Source organism: Piscirickettsia salmonis LF-89 = ATCC VR-1361, assembly GCF_000297215.2.
GTDB lineage: Bacteria > Pseudomonadota > Gammaproteobacteria > Piscirickettsiales > Piscirickettsiaceae > Piscirickettsia > Piscirickettsia salmonis.
The window spans coordinates 12,422-33,142 of the sequence record NZ_AMFF02000055.1 but is presented as its reverse complement, the minus strand read 5'-3'; the positions used below and the strand labels follow the sequence as shown (position 1 = coordinate 33,142).

Genomic DNA, 20,721 nt, shown 5'->3' with positions numbered 1-20,721 from the left:
TTTATTGTTAAAGAACTGTTGGCCTGAGGCCTTATTGTCGCCGACTCTTGCGCCGGTGAAAGTGAATTATACGCACTTTTTTACACCCGTCAACACCTAACCCTCCTTTTTTTAAGTTTTTTTTCAAGCTAACGCTCAAGCTACAACATTACGAGATTGACCCTGGCGAAATGCATCAATATTCAGCGCAATCTCATCAATCAAACGTTGGCGCGCATCCATACTTGCCCAAGCGACATGAGGGGTAATAATCAAGTTATCTAATTGCTGAGCTGCGAGCACCAAAGGATGATGCTCAGGTGGTGGCTCAATACTTAATACATCAATCGCGGCACCTGCGATTTTTTGATCGATTAAGGCCTCTGCCAAATCTACTTCATTGACAATGCCGCCACGGGCAACATTAATCAAGTAACTACTCGCTTTCATCAAAGCAAACTCTTTTGCCGTGATCAAATTTTTTGTTTCAGCTGTTAAAGGACAATGCAAACTCAAAATATCCGCTAGTTTTAATGCTTCCTCAAAACGCACTCGCCCTTGACGTACAGGCTGACCTGGTCGCTCTGCAATCACCACATTCATTAGCAAAGCACGCGCAACCTCTGCCACACGACGACCAATGTCACCATAACCGAAAATCACCAAAGTTTTATGTGCAAGTTCAGAAAAACAAAAGTCACTTAAGCAAAAGTGCAAAGAAGAAGACCAGGCCCCTGCCATTACTTTTTTATGATAACGCCCACTGGCTGAATATAAACTCAACATTAAGCTTAACGTATATAGCACAACAGATTCCGTACTATAAGCCGGTACATTCGTCACAGCAATCCCGGCCGCCTTTGCCGCTACCAAGTCAATATTATTCACCCCCGTCGCCGCAACACAAATAAGCTTTAATTGAGGCAGGCACTTAAACTCATCTGTGCCTAATATCACTTTATTAGTGATAAGAATCTCTGCACCTTGTGCACGTTCAACAGTTAACTCTGCAGACGTGTGATCATAACTAACAAACTGACCTCCGATGCTGTCATTAAGCTTTGACCAATCCAAGTCACGGGGCCGCACTGAACCTTGATCTAAAAAAACAGTTTTCACCCACTTTCCTCCTTACATTAAATAATGACAAAACAGCCTCAAGTCAGTTTCCTTGCTAAATTTTGCGCCCTAAAATAAATATTCATAGTAAAAAAATAAAAAAGGCAGCTTCAATGAGCTGCCTATCTTAGAACATATACAAAACCATTAAACCAATCGTTTGTGTCTATAAATTATCAGACTTATTTATTGGCGTTTCATCGCATCAAAAAATTCATTATTCGTCTTGGTATCCTTCATCCGATCAATCAAGAATTCAATCGCTGCCAACTCATCCATCGGATGCAAAATCTTACGCAAAATCCACATTTTCTGTAATTCAGCAGCTTGAACTAATAATTCTTCGCGACGTGTTCCTGATTTATTAATATTAATTGCAGGATAAACACGTTTCTCAGACACACGACGTTCAAGGTGAAGCTCCATGTTACCTGTGCCTTTAAATTCTTCAAAGATGACTTCATCCATTTTCGAGCCCGTTTCCACCAAGGCCGTTGCTAAAATTGTTAAACTACCACCTTCTTCGATATTACGTGCTGCACCAAAAAAGCGTTTTGGTCGTTGCAAGGCGTTAGCATCCACACCCCCAGTCAACACTTTGCCTGAAGATGGTGCGACCGTATTATAAGCTCGCGCTAAACGTGTAATCGAGTCTAATAAGATCACCACATCTTGCTTATGTTCAACCAAACGCTTGGCTTTTTCAATGACCATTTCAGCAACTTGTACATGGCGATTTGCAGGCTCATCAAAGGTTGAAGCAACCACCTCACCTCTTACCGTGCGCGCCATTTCAGTCACTTCCTCGGGGCGCTCATCGATCAACAACACAATCAGATAACACTCAGGATAGTTTTGCGCAATCGCTTGGGCGATGCTTTGTAACATCATCGTTTTACCGGCCTTAGGCGGCGAGACGATCAAACCACGCTGACCTTTACCAAACGGCGAAACTAAATCAACAATCCGTGAAGTAATATCTTGGGTGCTGCCATTACCGCACTCCATTACCATCCGCTCAGAAGCAAAAACAGGCGTTAAATTTTCAAAAAGCACCTTATGACGAGCGTTTTCAGGTGGCTCAAAGTTAATCGTATCGACTTTTAACAAAGCAAAGTAACGCTCACCTTCTTTAGGCGGGCGAATTTTTCCAGAGACTGTATCACCTGTTCTTAAACCAAAGCGGCGAATTTGACTGGGAGAGACATAAATATCATCAGGACCCGCCAAATAAGAACCATCAGAAGAGCGCAAAAACCCAAAACCATCAGGAAGAATTTCCAAAACACCATCACCGAAAATATCTTCACCATTTTTTGCATGGCCTTTTAATATAGAAAAGATGACATCTTGTTTACGCGCCCGGGTAATATTATCAATTCCCATCTGTTGTGCAATTTCCATAGCTTCCGCTGCGGATTTTCTCTTAAGTTCAGTAAGATTCATAAGCTTAACTGTAGATTCTCAATTAATTTAAAGTAGGCAAGGATAAGATAACTTAGACTTGTTGCTTTGATTATAGGTGATTTTTCTGTTTTTATTAAATATTTTTTTTAGGTGCCTCGAACTTAAAAAATTATTTAAAGCTTAAATTTCTCTAAAAAACTTCTTTAAGGTAAAATATGCTAGGAGATAACCCAGCATCAAGACACCTCGCATATTATGCGATTTAAATGTTGCTGTCAACAAAAGATGTGAGCTGAGCTTTATTTAGTGCGCCAACTTTCGTCGCTGTAACCGCACCCCCTTTCACAAGCAACAGAGTTGGGATACCACGAACACCATATTTTTGTGGAGTTTGCGTGTTTTCATCAACATTCACTTTAACAATCTTGACTTTGCCCTCATATTGGCTAGCAATCTCTGCTAATACGGGCGATAACGCCTTACATGGACCACACCAACTCGCCCAAAAATCAACTAAAACAGGGGTGCTAGATTGTAAAACTTCCGTATCAAAATCACCATCGGTGACATCTAAAATATTATCACTCATTCTTCAAAACTCATCTATCTAAAACATTATCAGCGTTTATTCTATCACTGCCTAGCCGAAAGCAAAAGGCAATACAGGCAACTTCATGACTGTGGTTGCATTGTGAGACAGTTTTTCTTCTTTTGCAAGCTTGCTGTTTGACCCAGTTCCTCGTAGAGTGAGATTATTAACAGTTTACAACTTAGATATATACCATGAAGCAATCCGCTAACACTATCGCCGCCATAGACCTAGGCACCAACAGTTTTCACTTAATCATCGCGACAATCGCAGATAAAACGGGTGAGGTTGAAATTCTACAGCGCAGCCGCGAACGTGTACAATTAGGTGCAGGCTTTACCGCTGAAGGTCATCTAGATTCACCTGCCCTACAACGCGCCTGTCAATGCTTAAAACACTTTAACAGTGAACTCAAGGCAACAAACGTCTTAAAAGTTAAGGCAGTTGGCACCAGCGCACTTAGAGATGCAAAAAACCAACACGAATTTTTAATAGCAGCAGAGCGCGTCTTGGGCTATCCGATAGACATCATTTCCGGTGAAGAAGAAGCCCGTTTGATTTATCTTGGTGTTCTCTCTAGCTTTGAGCAGAACCAAGAACGTTTAATTATTGATATCGGTGGCGGCAGCACCGAGTTAATTGCAGGCTTTGGTAGCCATATTCATGCATTAACCAGCTTAGATATCGGCTGCCTCCGCTATAAAGAGCTCTTTTTTAAAGATGGCCAGCTCACTGAACAAGCCTTTCAAGCAGCAATTCATGCTGCATACGAACAAATCGATCCAATTATCGACAAGTTTCATGGCCTTAACTGGCAAGGTGCGTGGGGGGGCATCCGGTACGATCCAGTCAGTGGTGCAGGTAATCAAGCAACTCAACCTCACTGAGGCCATCGACCTCAACGCCTTACACACACTAAAAACACTTATCCTAAAACACCAGCACGTCGATGAGCTACAATTTAAAGGCTTAAAGCCTGAGCGCCGCACTATTTTCCCAAGCGGTCTGGCAATTTTAATTGCTATTTTTTCTCGACTTCAAATCAACCATTTATCAACTGCAAAAGGTGCTTTGCGTGAAGGGCTCATTCACGTTTTACGCACTGAGGTTACAAAAGCAACAAAAGAAACTAATAATCTTCATTAAAATTATATATTTATTATTTAAGCCACTAACACTAAATTATTTTATTGATTTTTTAACTTAACTGTATTTGTCTAATAACTGCTGCTGCGCACTACGCGGCTCTTGCGAGCGCGGCACACTCCGTGTGTAACTGCCATCAGCATTTAACAGCCAACTTTGACTATTATCGCTTAAATAGGTCGTTAGGCCATCACTGATCACGCGCTGCTTTAACTTAGTATCTTGAATCGGAAAACACACCTCAACACGGCTAAATAGATTTCTCTCCATCCAATCAGCACTGGAGCAATAGACCTCCGCCTCTCCACCATTACGAAAATAATAGATACGCGAATGCTCCAAAAAACGCCCAACGATAGACTTTACTTTAATGTTGTCAGAAACACCCTTAATTCCTGGTCGCAAACAACACACGCCGCGTACAATAAGTTCAATCTCAACACCCGCCTGTGAAGCACGATACAGCTCACGGATCAACTCTTGCTCAGTCAGCGCATTCATTTTTGCAATAATTTTTCCAGGTTTGCCAGCATTAACAAACTCAACCTCTCGTTGAATAAATTTAATCAAGGTTTTATGCATCGTAAAAGGCGACTGAATTAGTTTTTTAAGTTTTGTCGTCTTGCCCATGCCCGTTAACTGTTGAAAGACTCGATGAACATCTTCGGCGAGCTCTTGATTATGAGAAAATAAGCTATAGTCCGTATAGACCAACGCATTTTTTTCATGATAATTACCCGTGCCTAAATGAACATAATGTTTAAATTTGCGCCCTTCACGACGAACAATTAATGTCATTTTCGCATGCGTCTTATAGCCAACCACACCATATACAACTAGCGCCCCAGCCTGCTGTAAACGATTCGCTAAACTAATGTTATCTTCTTCATTAAAGCGTGCGCGCAACTCAACAACCGCCGTCACCGCCTTACCCGCACGTGCCGCCTCGACCAAGGCATCCACCATTTTAGAGGTCGCCTCAGAGCGATACAACGTCTGCTTAATGACCATCACATTCGGATCGCGTGCCGCTTGTAACACTAAATCAACAATGGGCTTAAATGACTCAAACGGATGCAATAATAAAATATCCTTCTCACTGACCATATCAAATAAATTTTTATTGCGCAGGCCTTTAGGCAGTAACGGCACAAAAGGTGGATACATTAAATCCGGCCGATCCAATATGCCTATCACCGCAGATAAACTTAATAAAGTTGCCGGTCCATGAATGAAATATAAATCATCCGTAGTTAACACATATTGACGCAATAAAAACGCCTGAATTTCTTCAGGACAATTTTCAGCAACTTCTAAACGTACCGCCTCACCATAACGCCGTGATAGCAACTCTCCTTGCAAAGCATGAGCAAGATCATCAACATCCTCCTCGTCTAAGAATAAATCGCTGTTACGCGTTAAGCGAAATGGATAACACCCCATCGCCGTCATGCCTGGAAACAAATCACCAATATACTCTTGGACAATGCTGGATAAAAAAATCAGCCCAGTTTTCTTTTCATCCTCTTTATCTGGCACTTCAATAAGCTGAGGCAAGGCGCGTGGCACATGTACAATCGCCAACCCACTATCACGGCCAAAGGCATCTTTGCCCTCTAAAGACACAATAAAGTTTAAACTCTTATTGACCAAGCGCGGAAATGGATGCGCATAATCTAAACCAATCGGGCTGACAACCGGTAGAATTTCATTCCTAAAATAGCGTTTTAGCCACGCTTGCTTGCTCTCAGCCAGTCCATCTACAGCAAAGTGAAATTCAATATTTTCTTTTGCCAGCTTAGGAATCAGTTCTTCATAAAATAAACGATACTGCTCTTTAACCAAGGCATGCGTTTGCACACTGATATTTTTAATTAGCTCTTGTGGTAATAATCCCGCGTCATTTTGCATTTGAGCATTGTAGTTCAAGCGCTGCTTTACCCCAGCAACACGAATTTCAAAAAACTCATCTAAATTACTACTAGCAATACTTAAAAAGTGCAAACGCTCAAGTAATGGTACAGCTTCATCCGCTGCCTGCTGTACCACACGCTGATTAAATTCAATAAAACTAAGCTCACGATCCAGATATAGTTCAGGATCACTCAAGTCAATTTCTTTGATTTTTTTTAATTTTCCTTCAGCCACCTTGCAATATCCTTGGCGTAATAAGTAAAAATCATATCCGCCCCAGCACGTTTCATGCCAAGCACAGCCTCTAATACCGTAAACTTCTCATCCAACCAGCCATTTTGGCTCGCAGCCTTGAACATGGCATATTCACCACTGACCTGATAAACCGCCACTGGCACTCCAAATTCAGTTTTTACCCGATGAACAATGTCCAAATAAGGCATACATGGCTTAACCATAATAATGTCTGCCCCTTCTTCTAAGTCTAGCTGAACCTCACGCAAAGCCTCATCACTATTGGCCGGATTCATCTGATAAGTGCGCTTATCAGCCTTACCTAAATTATTCAAACTGCCCACCGCTTCACGAAACGGCCCATAGAAGTTCGAGGCGTATTTAGCCGCATATGCCAAAATTCCAACATCAACATGCCCCGCCTGCTCTAAGGCTTCACGCATACTTAAGGTGCTGCCATCCATCATATCAGAAGGCGCTATCATATCCGCACCCGCCTCAACCAAGCTTAAAGCTTGTCGTGTCATCGCAACGACACTCTCATCATTTAAAATACGTCCATACTCATCGATAATGCCATCCTGACCATGCGAGGTATATGGGTCTAAGGCCACATCAGGCATTACTCCCATCATCGGAAAACGCGCTTTGATTGCCCGAATCGCTTGTTGTGCTAGACCCTGGTCATTATAAGCCTCTGACCCCTGATTATTTTTCTTATCTTCAGCAACATTGGCATATAGGTTAATTGCCCGAATACCAAGCGCTGCCAGCAACTCTACTTCATGTAATAATTCATCAAGCGATAAACGCTCCACCCCCGGCATTGCAGCAACAGCTGTCCTTTTTCTCACACCTTCTTGTACAAACACCGGCAGCACTAAATCATTAACATGCAAATGGTGCTCTTGGGTCAAATCACGACTAAATGCTTGGGTACGCAAACGGCGTAAACGGGTATACGGGTAACTACTCATAAATTCAGATAACCTTAACTCTCTACTAAATCAACTAAATTTTCTAACTAAATTCACAAACGCTATGTTAACAGCATATCGTCACATAAAGTAGCACACTCAAACGAACTCTCAACACACTGACCATACTATATATATTTAAATTTAATATATTGCAAAATTAAAGACATTAAAGATATTGCGGATAAAGGCTTGCATCTTCACTCTATAGAGGTTAGATTTAAGTTTCATGTATTTAGGAAGCAATTAATGAACACTAGACAGTTGTTACATTATTTTACTCAATGCCTAATCCGGTTTAACACTCTGCGATTGCGTTAACCCACCCGTTGCCATACCTGCTATTTGTTACTATTTCTATCAAACAGCATGTGTTATATCACCTGATATTTTAACCAATCACTCATTGATAATACAAATTTAGATTACTAAAAAATAATGAAACAATATAACTTACTTGAGCTGTTAAAGGGCTTTATTACCATACGATTGCACATAGACACCTCACTATGTCTATTGGTTACACTAATTAACCCATCTATCGTATTGTTAAATCTTACTAAAGCACACTGAGTCGAGGCCACTATGAAATTTAAACGTAATATATCAACCTTAGGTATGCTCTTTACCGCACTCTCGGGAATCATTGGCTCAGGTTGGTTATTCGGCCCTTATTTTGCGTCCCAGATTGCAGGTCCTGCAGCAATTTTTGGCTGGGCGCTTGCTGGCATCCTGATGATTATCATCGCACTCAACTTTACTGAACTGGCAACTATGTACCCAGAAGCTGGCGGACTCGCACGCTTTGCCCATAAAAGTCATGGGCCGATCGTTGGCTTTACCATGGCCTGGGTCGTCTGGATTTCATCGGTGATTGTCGCCCCCATTGAAACCCTCGCCGCCCTACAATACCTTGCCACTTATGTGCCTTCTTTAATGAAACAAACAGGCAACAGCCATGAACTCAGTGCCATGGGCATCGTCTTTGCCGCAATCGTCATGTTTGCTCTGTGCCTTATCAATGCCTTGGGAGTTAAATCCGCGGCTAAAACCAATACCGTGATTGTTTTCTTTAAATTCGCCATTCCGTTACTCACGGCCATTATTCTGCTGAGCCACAGTTTCCATGCAACGAACTTTACCAGCCATCAGTTCCTGCCTACGGGTGTGCATGGTGTCCTTGCTGCTCTACCAGCCGCAGGGATTGCCTTTTCCTTTATGGGTTGGAGTGCAGCCATTCAAATGGCCGGTGAAGCGAAAAATCCTCAACGCTCGATTCCCATTGCACTCATTGGCGCCATTTGTATCGGCATTATTATTTATTCGATTATTCAAGTCTCTTTTATCGGTGCCCTACCCGCTGATGCACTCAGCCATGGCTGGGCCAACCTTAGCTTTAAAGGCGATATGGGACCTTTTGCCGGTTTACTCACCGCTATCGGCCTGGGGGCTTTTGTGATCATGATCTACGCCGATGCGGTATATTCACCACTTGGCACCGTTTTGGTCTACACCACAGCCACTGCTCGCGTCACTCATGCACTAGCTAGCCACCGTTATGTTCCAACAGTGTTAACTAAACTCTCAAGCCGTGGTGTTCCTGTGTATGCACTAGCGATTAACTTCATCGTCGGTATGTGCTTCTTCCTACCCTTTCCAGGCTGGCAAGCAATGGCTGAGTTTATCGTCTCTGCCTTTATCATCTCATATGCTATTGGCCCCACCGCATTAATTGTCCTGCGGGACATCCAACCTGAACAACCACGCCCATTTAAGCTGCCTGCATACAAAGCCTTTTCTATGCTTGCCTTCTATGTCTGTAATATGCTGCTGTTTTGGACAGGCTGGCACACAGTTTCTAAGCTGATTATTATCATTATCATCGGCTATGGGGTCTACTTTAGCTATTTTAAATTCAGCAAACAGCGCTTAGACGCTGGTGCCCTTTTTAAAGCAATTTGGCTGATTCCCTATCTCATCGGTGTCACTGTTATCTCCTATTTAGGCTCGTATGGTGGAGGCCATGATTTCATCCACTTTGGTGCTGACTTTTTCATTATTGCACTGTTTAGTTTCATTATCTTCACCCTAGCCTACTGGTGCGGTATTCATGGTGTTAAACGCTCTCAGTCAGGCACTACACCTTGTCAACTACAACAAGTCTAATATAACCCTCTCATTAACTCAGCCGATAAAAATTAAAATTAAAGTTAAAATCAAAAATACATACATGAAATAATAAAAGCCCGCTTTAAAGCGGGCTTTTTACAGAGTATTAAAATAATTAACCTAAGTATTTCACTGCACTATTTGATGACTTACTTACACACTATAGTACATATCAAATTCAACTGGATGTGTCGTCATATTCAAACGTTCAACATCACGTTGCTTAAGGGTGATATAGCTGTCAATAAACGAATGAGTAAAAACATCTCCCACCGTTAAAAACTCACGATCTTGATCCAGCGCCGCTAAGGCTTCTTCTAAAGAGGCCGCAACACGCGGAATATCTTTAGTTTCTTCAGGCGGTAAATCATATAAGTCCTTATCCATGGCATCACCTGGATGAATACGATTTTTAATGCCATCAAGGCCTGCCATCAACATCGCCGCAAAAGCTAAATAAGGATTCGCCGTCGGGTCAGGGAAACGCACTTCAATACGGCGTGCTTTATCAGTCATCACATACGGAATACGAATCGATGCTGAACGATTACGCGCAGAATAAGCTAATAACACCGGCGCTTCAAAGCCAGGCACCAAGCGCTTATAACTATTTGTGCTCGCATTAGTAAACGCATTCAGCGCCTTAGCATGTTTAATGATGCCACCGACATAAAATAACGCCTCCTCAGACAAGCCACCATACTGATTACCAGCAAAGATATTTTGGCCATTTTTACTTAAGGACTGATGACAATGCATACCACTGCCATTATCACCGACAATCGGCTTCGGCATAAAGGTCGCTGTTTGACCATATTCATGAGCAACATTATGGACAACATATTTTAAAATCTGCATCTCATCTGCTTTTAATACCAATGTATTACAACCGGTAGCAATTTCATTTTGATTCGCCGTAGCCACTTCATGGTGATGAGCTTCTATCGTCAAGCCCATTTTTTCCATCACTTGACACATTGCTGAACGAATATCATGTGATGAATCTACGGGCGGCACAGGAAAATAGCCACCTTTAACACGCGGGCGATGGCCGATATTGCCCTTTTCAGAACGTTTAGCCGAATTCCAAGCGCCTTCTTCTGAATCAATTGAATAGTGAGCGCCATGCATATCAATACCCCAGCGCACATCATCTAATAAGAAAAACTCAGGCTCAGGGCCAAATAAACACTGATCTGCAATACCCGTCGACTGCAAATAAGATTCCGCACGTTTGGCAATCGAGCGTGGATCACGCTCATATCCAGACATCAAAGTAGGCTCAACAATATCACAGCGAATATTAAGCGTTGGCTCACTACAAAACGGATCAAGCACCGCCGTCGATGAATCTGGCATTAAAATCATGTCAGATTCATCAATTCCTTTCCAGCCAGCAATAGAGGAACCATCAAACATTTTACCCACTTCAAACAACTCTTCATCCACTGCACTTGCAGGAATAGATAGATGTTGCTCTTTGCCTAACGTATCAGTAAAACGTAGATCAACAAATTTTACCCCGTGATCTTTAATTGTGGCTAACACCGCTTCTAACGACATGCTGGTTCACTCCTACCTTTAAGTTTGCATAAATTAAGTAACAAATAAATAATACAAGCTCATGCTTTTACTTTTAAAAAAGCACGCAACTTTTCTACATCTGGATAATTTGAGACACTGTTTTGTAACTGCGCAATGATTGCGTCAGCCCCCTTTATCACCTTATTTGGCAAATACAGGTCAATAATGACCTTCTCCTGCAAATAATGCAACATAAAGTCAACGGGCTGTTGAACCCCCAGAATAGTTTGCCATACGGGCATTAAGTCATGGTTAATTTGGTCTCGGCTTAATAATTTTACAATATTCAAGTCATGGGCATGCTCTTCAACATCAACATGCACAGTAATATCACGAATAGAGGCAAACTGCTGCATCAACCCTGCACGCACCTGCTCTGCAATAAAATGACCTTCTGACGCGCTGATATATGGATGAATCAAAATATGCACATCAAGCAGGACATAGCCTGCCATCTTACGTGTACGCAAATCATGCACAGCTAATACATGCGGAATCGCGCGAATAGCATTTGCAATATCAGCCACTTGATCTTCTGGCAGTGCCGTATCAATAAGCTCTTTTAAAGCCCGCCACCCCCACGTCATGCCCATTTTAATAATCATCAATGCAACGATGATAGCCGCAACAGCATCTAAAAACGACCAGCCTAATAGGCTGCCAATGATCCCTATTAATACAATCAATGATGACAACGAATCACCACGACTATGCCACGCATTCGCCCGTAACAAATCTGAGTTAATCTGATCAGCAACTTTCAAGGTATAACGAAATAAGCCTTCATTCACTACAATCGAGATAACAGCAATAATCAGCGTATAAGAGTCTGGACGAGCATCACTTCCCTGTACTAAAGAATAAAAAGCATCAATTCCAATCCCTACACCCAAAGTAATCAGAAAAATACTTAAAACGACAGTTGCCACAGTTTCAATCCGGCCATGGCCATAGGGGTGATCTTGGTCCGGCTCACTCATACCATAGCGTGCAGCCATCAATACAAAAAAGTCACAAATCAAGTCAGAGAAAGAATGTATACCATCGGCCACCAAAGCATGTGAACGACCAAATAGCCCTACAACGATCTTAAGCACCGCCAAACAAAAGTTCAATCCTGCGCCAATCAACGTCGCGCGCCGCCCAGCCTGATAACGGGCAGTATCATTCATAAGAACCTCCCAAGGTTTGCATAATACTACCACTATCTAAAAAAGCAGAAAAGCACTGCCTTCCGCCCAGTGCACTTAATTCAAGAAAAATTATGGCTAATATTAATGTTATAGAGCTACAGCTTAGTAATAGATTACTTTAACTTGCTTTATTACCCTGTTGATTATTACGATGTAATATCACTTCCATTTGCGGATAGGGAATCACAATGCCATGTTGATCAAAGCGTGTTTTAATACTCTCAAGCAAACTAAACCGCACTTTACCATAGTCTGAGTTATTCACCCACGGGCGCACTGCAATAACCACTGCACTATCAGCAAGTTCTTTTACTGCAATGGTTGGTATTGGCACAGTAAGTATGCGCTCATCTTCTCTAATTAATTCATTGAGAATTGCTTTGGCTTGTAGCAGATCAGAGCTGTAGCTTATAGAAATGCTTAAATCAATACGCCGTGTCTCTTTAAATGTTTTATTAATAATTTTATCATTAAAAATTTTAGCATTTGGAATATAAATCCCTTCATTATTTGCTGTTTTTAATCGTGTTGTTATTAAATTAATCTGATCAATCGTTCCTATTTTTCCTGAAATTTCAACAAGATCTCCAATTTTAAAAGGCTTTAAAATAATAATCATAAAGCCACTGGCAATATTACTAAATGAATCTTTTAGCGCCAACCCAATAGTAATGCCACTCGCGCCCAACAAAGCAATCAAAGATGTTGTCGATACCCCTAACTGGCCTAATAATATGACCATTAAAATTATCAAAATAAAAGTATAAGCAATATTCACCGCATATAACTGGATAGTGCGATTAGCTGCATGCTGCTCTAAAAAATGATACAAGCGTTTTTTTACCCAGCGTGCGATAAAAAAACCAACAATAGCAATCACTAAGGTTCTTGCTAACCCCAACGCGTGGCTATCTAAATAATCAAGAATGCTTAACCAGTTCATTTTTACATCCTAAATGCAATCATAAAAATAAATCATTTTAAATTTTAAAACACACTTTAAGGCAGATAGCAATGGTTATTTAAAAGAATAGGCACAGAGAGCTCATTAAAATAATACACCCTAAAAAACATCCAATTAAAAAACAGAGCATTAAAACAAACTATTACAGTAAAATATTCCCATTTTTTAAAGCAACCACATTGCAACCATAGCTTATAGCTTAAGGCTTAACCACAGTTCAAATTGGTAATAAACTGATTTGTTGAAGATTGTGTTCTGCCAAAAAATAATAAAAAGCTAGAGCGGTAGCTCAGCGCTGCTACTTTTATCGCCTTTATTTCATTTAATTTTTCATCTGGAGTGCGGCTATTTCCCTCAATAATCTTCATAATATCAGCAATTCTTTTTGGCACTTGAACAAAAGACGCACCTTGTCTAATAGCATGCCGACTACCTCCATAGCCTAACTCAAATCCACCTCCAGCAAGCTGATTTACAATAGCTTTCCTGATACCCTCCAAAATAGTAACACTTATGTTTTGTTCAGCTTCAGCATATGAAACTTGCTGACTCCTAGTTTGGACAACATACGCTTGACAAGCAGCCAAGCATTCGTCTGCTTGTTGAACAAATTGTCTATATGATTGAGAAAAAAAACACTCATAAACGCCAGAGTTTTCCCTAAGGTTGTTTTTTAAACTAAGCAAAATGCTGGGCAGCTCTCTTACTGCTTGAATATCGCGCATTCGATCCATTAACTGCTTAATAGAAGCCGCATGATAAGTCGTTAAGTCCTCACAGCAGTAAACTTCACCTAACAAGCGAAATACTTTAACTTTTAATCTTGCAAGCGACACAGTACACCCTATAAATTAAAGCCGAAATAAATGATTATTTAACTTCACCACAACCTACACTCTTAAAGTAACATACAAACGAATTAAATAAAAAAAATATTAAATTAAACAAATAAAATGCATATAAAAATATTTACAAAAATAAGTATAAAAATAAATATAAAAATAAATTGTTAATAGTTGTTAAAAAAATGTAACCGTCTCGATACATCTCGACACGTATGTAATTTATATGCAGTGGCTTAACTTAAAAAACACAACGATTAAAATAAACCCGCTAAGCGGGCAATACACAAAACATGTCTATCTAAATAAATTTACGAAAAGCAAGAAACTTTATAGCACCTCAAATTCGTCATACTCTAAAAGAGCGGCACCATCAGCCTGAATACGCCAATGCTCTTTATGAATTAAGCCATGTGCTTTATTCATACTCCATTTTGATGTTAATAAATAGCCATCCTCACCTTCTTTCAGCCACTCCGTGTCATGATACTCAACATTATTAAAGCCCTGATCAATAATTCCTTGCCAAAATAGTTGAATTTGCTCTCTGCCCTCAAACACTCCAAATGGTTTAGCGAGCATTGTCGCCCCTTCACTGTATTGCTGAGCACAACCACTAGCATCTTGATTGTTAAAGGAGTTTTTCCATAGTACACTTGCACTTTTACAAGCTTCCAATACGTTTACTTGATTTAATGACATGAACCAGTCTCTCCTAATCACCTTGATATTGTTATTATCTTGATAACGTTAACCCGTTACCTCTCTCTCCTACCTCATACATGAATCAACCCCATATACGCTCTTAAAATCACCCAAATACTCTAAACCTAACCAGATTGGATTGAGCTGGATTAAACGACACACTCATAATGAGATAAAGGAATAAAGACTCAGTACGGGCAATTAAGCTTTAATTTCAAAGCGTTAATTCCGTTTCAGTATACAAAATGCCAGAATAAATGTAAAACCACCCTATTAAATCAAGGCAAAAGGCGATCAAAATTAGTGATTAATCAAAATCACTTGACGCACACCTTTTTCAACTCCTGGGCGAACATTCACTTTCACCGCTACTTTTGAGGACAACAACTGCGTCTGCTGCAAGTTCGCTTGACCAGATCGCAGTGCCTGTACCACGATTGGTTGCTGTAGCAGCGCGTTCACATCTTGCGCATGAATGACTCGCGCATGAATCTGCATCTGTGCACTAGCAGCAAATAATGGCGGCACAATGAATGCTGACAGAGCAAGCATACTGACGGCTAAGCCGTTATAATGTTTTCTGTTCATGAGCGTATTTTAGTCAAAAACAGCGACGCTCTGTCAATAAAATAAAAAATAAACTGATTTACAACAAATAAAAATTAATTGCCATTTAAATTTGAACCTTTATGTTATATATCTAGCAATCAAAATTTTGGCAAAATAGGTCAATTAACATATGCGAATTACCACGACAAATATAGAAATCAATAAGTTAGTTCGATCCTGGCAAAAACAAGGTCTCTCAGTCGGCCTGATCCCCACCATGGGCTGTTTACATCAAGGTCATATGAGCTTAGTCCATCATAGTCAAGCCACGATGGACAAGACACTGGTCTACATCTTCACGAACCCGATGCAATTTAATGACTGGAATGATTATCTAAATTACCCCAAAACACCAGAAGCTGACCTTGCACTGTTAGAAAGCACACATGTCGATGCCGTGTTCATGCCCAGTGAGCAAGAAGTGTATCCGCACGGCTTTGATAATATTACACAGGTCCACCCTAATATTGCCTCGGATACACATCACCTCGAATCTGACTGTCGCTTGGGCCATTTTACTGGCGTTCTCACAATCTTAACCAAGATGTTTAGCATTATTCAAGCCGACCAGGCTTTTTTAGGTGAAAAAGACTATGATCAACTCACCCTAGTGCGCAATATGGCCGAAGACCTTAACCTTTATACTCAAGTGATCGGCGTAGCTACAGTACGTGAAAAAAGTGGCCTAGCCATGAGTTCACGCAATACTCTTCTTAATCAACAGCAAAAAGCAATCGCACCGACCATCTACCAAACACTCACACAAGCAGCTTGTGCCCTTAAAGAAGGTGCGAATATTCAGCAAGTAGAGCAACAATCAGAACAAACACTGAATCAAGCGGGTTTTAACAGCGAATATTTTCGAGTATTAACCCCCAAACTTAAGATTCCAACCGCTGCAGACAAACAACTGACTTTATTAACCGCTGCTTATTTAGGCAATATACGCCTCATCGATAACTTAAGCTGTAGCCGTTAAGTTTACGGGTTGTATTGCACTTTGAACCGCTGACCTTGAGTATCTTCACAACCTTGAAAACCTTTACAAGGTGAATTAGATCATCAACACTAAAGGCCTATTACGATTAGAGCATAAAGGAGTTTCTATGGAACCGCTTCAGCAATTACTTAATACACAAGACTTTATTACCACCACACTCGAGCACATTCACAGTGATTTTCCCCCAGCATCCACCACACTTAATAACCAAACACAAGTCACCCTGATTGATAACGGTATTCTTGCTTTCGAGCCATTAAACAATACAAAATCACAGGATAAATACGACCTCATTCTCTCTTCTGGCATTCATGGCAATGAAACTGCCCCGATCGAACTTTGTAATATTTTAGTCAAAGAATTACTCAGCGAAAACTTAACCGCGCAAACACGCACTTTATTTATTTTGGGTAACCCTTTAGCTATGCAAGCCGAACAGCGCTTTGTCGAACATAATCTTAATCGTTTATTCTGTGGCGCTTATAAAAACATTAACGACTGTTATGAAAAAAACCGGGCACAGTGTCTAGAAAAACATGTGCAAAATTTTTATCAAAACACTCATTCTTTACGCCTGCATTATGACTTGCACACTGCCATCAGACCTTCACATTTTGAAAAATTTGCCATCTATCCTTATTTAGGCACCCAACAATCTTATAGTAAAGAACAAATTGCTTTTTTACTCGACTCTGACATTCACACCTTACTACTCTCTCATACACCGACTACAACCTTTAGTTTTCATACCTCAAATCATTTTAACGCCCATGGTTTTACCTTAGAACTGGGTAAAGTCCGCCCATTTGGCCAAAACGACCCGAATAAACTCACTCGCTTAAAAAATAATTTAACCGCACTCATCAGCACAGGAAAGCTCAATCAAGCAGCAAGCTTAGATTCGCTCAATGCTTTTACTGTCCACCATGCACTGATTAAAACCTCAGATGATTTTAAGCTACATTTAGGCAAAGACATAGAAAACTTCAGCTTACTACCATCAGGTGCAACTATAAGCTCCGATAAGCATGATAAATACCAAGTAAAAAACGATGATGAACGCATTGTTTTCCCAAACCCCAATGTACCTATTGGTGATTGGAGCGGATTAATTTTACGACCATGCGAACTAGAAAACAAACTATAATCACTAATTAAAATAACAAAGCCCACTTTAGCGGGCTTTTTACTTATAAAAAATAAAATATTATCTCTAAAATTATTGTGGATAACTCTGGCTCATGTTACTAGCAGACGACTGTTGATCTACAGCATTATGCCGCTCCTGAAATAAAGAAGCAGACTGAGGTATTTGCCCAACCAACTCAAACTCGTCACCTTCATCCATAACAGCCCGACCTGTAGCAGCGGGCTCCGACTCACTGCTAACTACATCAACATTAGTCCAACCATCAACAGCAGACTCTACTTCACTAATCCCACCAACACGAGTCCATCCCCCGCCATCTTCATCTTGCACAGACGAAGTACCTGCACACGGAGCAACCCTGAAATTACCAAGAACCTTTGCTACTTTTTTCAGAAAGCTGGAAATAATTTGCGTATCTTTACACCCAACCTTATTAGCACAATAATCTCCGACTGCTAACTCTATCAGCTCAATTGGTTTATCGTTTAAAGACCCATCTATACCCTCTGCATTTAAGAGCATTTGAAAAGCCTTTAACTCTTTTATACTTCCCTTGCTACTGTCAGGATCATTCCAACTGAAAAAGTAACTAGCGCTTGCTACTGTTGCTTCTAACTCAGCAATTGTATTTTGCGTTAACTTACTCAGTGCGCTCACAAGCTTACAAGAATCTGTTATTTCAACTAATTCTAGCGAAACCGGCTGGAAATGACCTTCTTTTATAATTATTGGCTCTTCCCCTGCAGAAAGTCCCGCACCCTCTTTCAATATTGCTTCTTCAAGCAAATCTTCCATAAGCACAAGAGCAGATTTTTCCTGAACCGCCACGTCTTCTAAAACATACTCTTGCAAAGTCTCTAGTTGTTCCGAACACTCACTACTTACCTCTGCAGTAACACATTGCTCTGGCTCATCAGACAATGATGACAGCGAAAAAGGGTTATCATCAAGCCTTCCTGGTTCAAAGGTTCCTGACCATTCTGTTGCAAGATCTCCTTGTAAAGACTCTGGACTTTCAAGAAACTCTTCAGTTAGTTCTGAACCATCTGTTTGCTGAAGCTCTAGCTCATCAGATGATAATGACAATGAAAAAGAGTCACCAGCAAGCCATCCCGACTTAAATACGTCATCTTCCTCTTCAGGAGCAAACTTTTGCAACCGTTCTGCACTACCCAATAATCCTGCTGAGTCACCCCCTTGATGAAACTCAGACAATCCTACCTCTTGCCCTAAAGAATCTTCCAGATCCCCGGCCTTTTCTTCCTCAAGTGCTGCAGCATCAACCAAGCTCGACTTTTGACTTGAATAAAGCTCCTCCTCACCTTCTAACCGAGGCCCTTGATGAATTTCTACTTCGTTATCTATGGCTAGCACTTGACCTAAATCAGCTTCTAACTCATCAACTTTTATTTCTTTAGGTAATTCTGGCTCTTGCTCTGCAAAAGGATCAGGTTCACTAAACTCTGCCTGCTCAACTAATTCTTCTGCAATGAACCTTAAGCCTTGCTCTAAAGCACCCTCAGGCTTCGCAGCTTCAACCTCATAAAACAACTCTTGCCTTGGCCCTTGCTCAATTTTTCTCAGTAAAGACTCACCACCAACCATAATCCCAGAGTGATCAATACCAACAGGCTGTCTAGGCGAAATTTGTACTTGACCTTCAGAACTAAAACGTGCCGAAACACCTAGTTTTTTGCAACTTTCTTCTAAACCTTTTTGGTATAGATATGATAAATTATGAGGATCCATTGTAGTAAATGTGATTTGACTCCCTAAAACCTCCTTTAACTCTTTAAGCCACTGATCAAGAGCTGCACGAGCTTCGACACTACTTTCTTTCGATGTCCCTGTCGTATGGAATAAACCATAACCTGCGTTTGAACGTGCAATAATCGCCGCATGAGAAACTAGGCTATCCCCATAACTACCACCAGTAGCAAAAACAACATCTTGGTTCTGATGAGCAACGCCACCTTCATCCAGTTTAATCGGTTTAATTATAGGCATAAATTTCCCTTACAATATATAAAATGTAAATTTACAGATTTAAAAAGACGCTTTTACGAAAACACTATTTATACAAGTTAAAGTTTGAATATTTTACACACCTTAATTAATCATAAATTTTTAACTCATACTTTTAAAGATTGGCCAACCATTTGCAATGTATATAGCAATAAACAACATGTTCAATAATTTACAATAAAAATAAAATAGATAATATCCATACTTACTATAAATTTATATAAAAATATAAATAAAATCATTAACATATTGTTTTTTAATTTGCTTATTTTGGTTCATTTGCCATATTACTTTCAGGGGGTTGTAAACCTGAGTAGTGCTGTTTCTGAAACAATAATGCAGTGGTTCCACTAACAACAGTATCCGAGTTACCGTCACGAGGCTCCACCATAACCCACTCTTCAACATCCTCTTCCTTAAATGCAACCCAATCAATGCCACAAACATCATCAATTTCTGGAAAGCTACTAAGAAGAACTTCTACTTTCTGTAGAAAAAAACCTATACTTTCTGTATTTTTACGTTTTATTTTATCATTACAGTGCTCCTTAATTTTTTCTTTTATAAAGCTAACAGGTTTTTTATTCAAAGGACCATCTGCACCTCCATCCTGACCTTGTAAAACTAATTTAAGCTTTTCGAGCTGGCCTATACTTTCATTTCTTCCATCATTATCTGGAGGCAAGAAGAAAGAAAAAAAAGAACCCTCTGTATTTACCTTTTCTTCAAGTTCTGCAATTGCCTCTTGAGCCAATTCAGCAAGCTGGCTAACCAACATTTCAGAAGGTGTATTGTTGCCTACAACACTATAAACTTCCTCTTCAGATACCTTATCTCCTGTAGATATACTATCTCCTCCAGAAGCACCACCAGGAAACTCTGCCTCAACAGATGATTCTTTCTCAATTTGTGCCTTCTTAAGCAAAGCATTTTCACCAATAATAAGCTCAGAACTATTATCAACTCACCTTACGCACAGGTCATAAACATTTTAATCGCCTAAGCTCTTCAAAAGCTATTTGATTTGACCGCACAAGTAATTTCGCCCTCCGTCATCTGAAGTGCAACACTACTCTATACTAAGCCGCCATCAAATACTCTAAAAAAACATGATT

At 40.4% G+C, this 20,721-nt stretch carries 18 protein-coding genes; 5 read left to right on the top strand and 13 right to left on the bottom strand.

All coding sequences use genetic code 11. From position 1 onward, the window contains the following. Positions 1–135 precede the first annotated feature (135 nt). From C200_RS05695 to trxA, 3 genes are all read right to left on the bottom strand, one after another. Positions 136–1,098, bottom strand: a complete 963-nt coding sequence (locus tag C200_RS05695) for a D-2-hydroxyacid dehydrogenase (RefSeq protein ID WP_016210038.1) — start codon at positions 1,096–1,098, stop codon at positions 136–138. Positions 1,099–1,284: 186 nt separating this feature from the next. Further along, complete coding sequence (gene rho / locus C200_RS05690) at positions 1,285–2,544, bottom strand: transcription termination factor Rho (protein ID WP_016210039.1); 1,260 nt, start codon at positions 2,542–2,544, stop codon at positions 1,285–1,287. Between the two features lie 223 nt (positions 2,545–2,767). After that, positions 2,768–3,094 carry a thioredoxin TrxA gene (trxA, locus tag C200_RS05685; protein WP_016210045.1) on the bottom strand — a complete coding sequence of 109 codons (327 nt, stop codon included), beginning with the start codon at positions 3,092–3,094 and terminating at the stop codon, positions 2,768–2,770. A 194-nt stretch (positions 3,095–3,288) separates the two neighbouring features. Between trxA and C200_RS14205 the strand changes: the two genes are divergently transcribed. Both C200_RS14205 and C200_RS14500 read left to right on the top strand, forming a co-directional pair. After that, entirely contained in the window at positions 3,289–3,981 is a 693-nt protein-coding gene (locus C200_RS14205) for a Ppx/GppA phosphatase family protein (protein WP_016210032.1), read from the top strand. Beyond that, the gene (locus C200_RS14500) at positions 3,947–4,240 is read left to right on the top strand and encodes a Ppx/GppA phosphatase family protein (RefSeq protein WP_161625460.1); all 294 of its coding nucleotides are present in this window, start codon (positions 3,947–3,949) and stop codon (positions 4,238–4,240) included. Before C200_RS14205 ends, C200_RS14500 begins: the two co-directional genes overlap by 35 nt. Positions 4,241–4,297: 57 nt before the next feature. Here C200_RS14500 and ppk1 read toward each other — a convergent pair whose 3' ends face one another. Together ppk1 and hemB are read right to left on the bottom strand one after the other, a co-directional pair. Then, the gene (gene ppk1 / locus C200_RS05675; protein WP_016210036.1) at positions 4,298–6,388 is read right to left on the bottom strand and encodes a polyphosphate kinase 1; all 2,091 of its coding nucleotides are present in this window, start codon (positions 6,386–6,388) and stop codon (positions 4,298–4,300) included. After that, a complete protein-coding gene (hemB, locus tag C200_RS05670; protein WP_016210049.1) occupies positions 6,370–7,365 on the bottom strand; it encodes a porphobilinogen synthase in 996 nt (331 codons plus the stop codon). Before hemB ends, ppk1 begins: the two co-directional genes overlap by 19 nt. Positions 7,366–7,950: 585 nt before the next feature. Between hemB and C200_RS05665 the strand changes: the two genes are divergently transcribed. Next, positions 7,951–9,531: an APC family permease gene (locus C200_RS05665; protein ID WP_016210042.1), complete on the top strand. Its 1,581-nt coding sequence runs from the start codon at positions 7,951–7,953 to the stop codon at positions 9,529–9,531. A gap of 156 nt (positions 9,532–9,687) precedes the next feature. On the opposite strand, the gene glnA is transcribed toward C200_RS05665, so the two are convergent. From glnA to C200_RS05635, 6 genes are all read right to left on the bottom strand, one after another. Continuing rightward, the gene (gene glnA / locus C200_RS05660) at positions 9,688–11,097 is read right to left on the bottom strand and encodes a glutamate--ammonia ligase (RefSeq protein ID WP_016210041.1); all 1,410 of its coding nucleotides are present in this window, start codon (positions 11,095–11,097) and stop codon (positions 9,688–9,690) included. Positions 11,098–11,156: 59 nt separating this feature from the next. Then, positions 11,157–12,290 (bottom strand): cation diffusion facilitator family transporter, encoded by a 1,134-nt coding sequence (locus tag C200_RS05655; protein ID WP_016210047.1) that lies wholly within the window; start codon positions 12,288–12,290, stop codon positions 11,157–11,159. A 139-nt stretch (positions 12,291–12,429) separates the two neighbouring features. Then, positions 12,430–13,254: a mechanosensitive ion channel family protein gene (locus tag C200_RS05650; RefSeq protein ID WP_016210033.1), complete on the bottom strand. Its 825-nt coding sequence runs from the start codon at positions 13,252–13,254 to the stop codon at positions 12,430–12,432. 227 nt (positions 13,255–13,481) lie between these two features. Continuing rightward, positions 13,482–14,111 (bottom strand): hypothetical protein, encoded by a 630-nt coding sequence (locus tag C200_RS14495; RefSeq protein ID WP_016210034.1) that lies wholly within the window; start codon positions 14,109–14,111, stop codon positions 13,482–13,484. 336 nt (positions 14,112–14,447) lie between these two features. Beyond that, positions 14,448–14,819, bottom strand: coding sequence for a Cif family virulence factor (locus tag C200_RS05640; RefSeq protein WP_016210044.1), 372 nt, complete (start codon positions 14,817–14,819; stop codon positions 14,448–14,450). Positions 14,820–15,122: 303 nt separating this feature from the next. Beyond that, positions 15,123–15,410, bottom strand: a complete 288-nt coding sequence (locus C200_RS05635; RefSeq protein WP_016210046.1) for a hypothetical protein — start codon at positions 15,408–15,410, stop codon at positions 15,123–15,125. Positions 15,411–15,561: 151 nt separating this feature from the next. Here C200_RS05635 and panC point away from each other — a divergent pair, with 151 nt between their 5' ends. Together panC and astE are read left to right on the top strand one after the other, a co-directional pair. Then, positions 15,562–16,410, top strand: a complete 849-nt coding sequence (gene panC, locus C200_RS05630; protein ID WP_032126431.1) for a pantoate--beta-alanine ligase — start codon at positions 15,562–15,564, stop codon at positions 16,408–16,410. Between the two features lie 127 nt (positions 16,411–16,537). Continuing rightward, entirely contained in the window at positions 16,538–17,578 is a 1,041-nt protein-coding gene (gene astE / locus C200_RS05625) for a succinylglutamate desuccinylase (RefSeq protein WP_016210037.1), read from the top strand. A gap of 72 nt (positions 17,579–17,650) precedes the next feature. Here the strand turns inward: astE and C200_RS05620 are convergent, their stop codons facing one another. Beyond that, complete coding sequence (locus tag C200_RS05620) at positions 17,651–19,588, bottom strand: hypothetical protein (protein WP_016210048.1); 1,938 nt, start codon at positions 19,586–19,588, stop codon at positions 17,651–17,653. Positions 19,589–19,871: 283 nt separating this feature from the next. Continuing rightward, positions 19,872–20,531 (bottom strand): hypothetical protein, encoded by a 660-nt coding sequence (locus C200_RS05615; protein ID WP_016210035.1) that lies wholly within the window; start codon positions 20,529–20,531, stop codon positions 19,872–19,874. Between the last annotated feature and the right edge of the window lie 190 nt (positions 20,532–20,721).

Excerpts from the sequence above, each read along its gene's own strand:
- trxA (WP_016210045.1), bottom strand. The coding sequence starts at position 3,094 with ATGAGTGATAATATTTTAGATGTCACCGATGGTGATTTTGATACGGAA.
- astE (WP_016210037.1), top strand. The coding sequence starts at position 16,538 with ATGGAACCGCTTCAGCAATTACTTAATACACAAGACTTTATTACCACC.
- glnA (WP_016210041.1), bottom strand. The coding sequence starts at position 11,097 with ATGTCGTTAGAAGCGGTGTTAGCCACAATTAAAGATCACGGGGTAAAA.
- C200_RS14205 (WP_016210032.1), top strand. The coding sequence starts at position 3,289 with ATGAAGCAATCCGCTAACACTATCGCCGCCATAGACCTAGGCACCAAC.
- C200_RS05620 (WP_016210048.1), bottom strand. The coding sequence starts at position 19,588 with ATGCCTATAATTAAACCGATTAAACTGGATGAAGGTGGCGTTGCTCAT.
- panC (WP_032126431.1), top strand. The coding sequence starts at position 15,562 with ATGCGAATTACCACGACAAATATAGAAATCAATAAGTTAGTTCGATCC.
- C200_RS05640 (WP_016210044.1), bottom strand. The coding sequence starts at position 14,819 with ATGTCATTAAATCAAGTAAACGTATTGGAAGCTTGTAAAAGTGCAAGT.
- rho (WP_016210039.1), bottom strand. The coding sequence starts at position 2,544 with ATGAATCTTACTGAACTTAAGAGAAAATCCGCAGCGGAAGCTATGGAA.
- hemB (WP_016210049.1), bottom strand. The coding sequence starts at position 7,365 with ATGAGTAGTTACCCGTATACCCGTTTACGCCGTTTGCGTACCCAAGCA.
- C200_RS05655 (WP_016210047.1), bottom strand. The coding sequence starts at position 12,290 with ATGAATGATACTGCCCGTTATCAGGCTGGGCGGCGCGCGACGTTGATT.
- C200_RS05665 (WP_016210042.1), top strand. The coding sequence starts at position 7,951 with ATGAAATTTAAACGTAATATATCAACCTTAGGTATGCTCTTTACCGCA.
- C200_RS05650 (WP_016210033.1), bottom strand. The coding sequence starts at position 13,254 with ATGAACTGGTTAAGCATTCTTGATTATTTAGATAGCCACGCGTTGGGG.
- C200_RS05635 (WP_016210046.1), bottom strand. The coding sequence starts at position 15,410 with ATGAACAGAAAACATTATAACGGCTTAGCCGTCAGTATGCTTGCTCTG.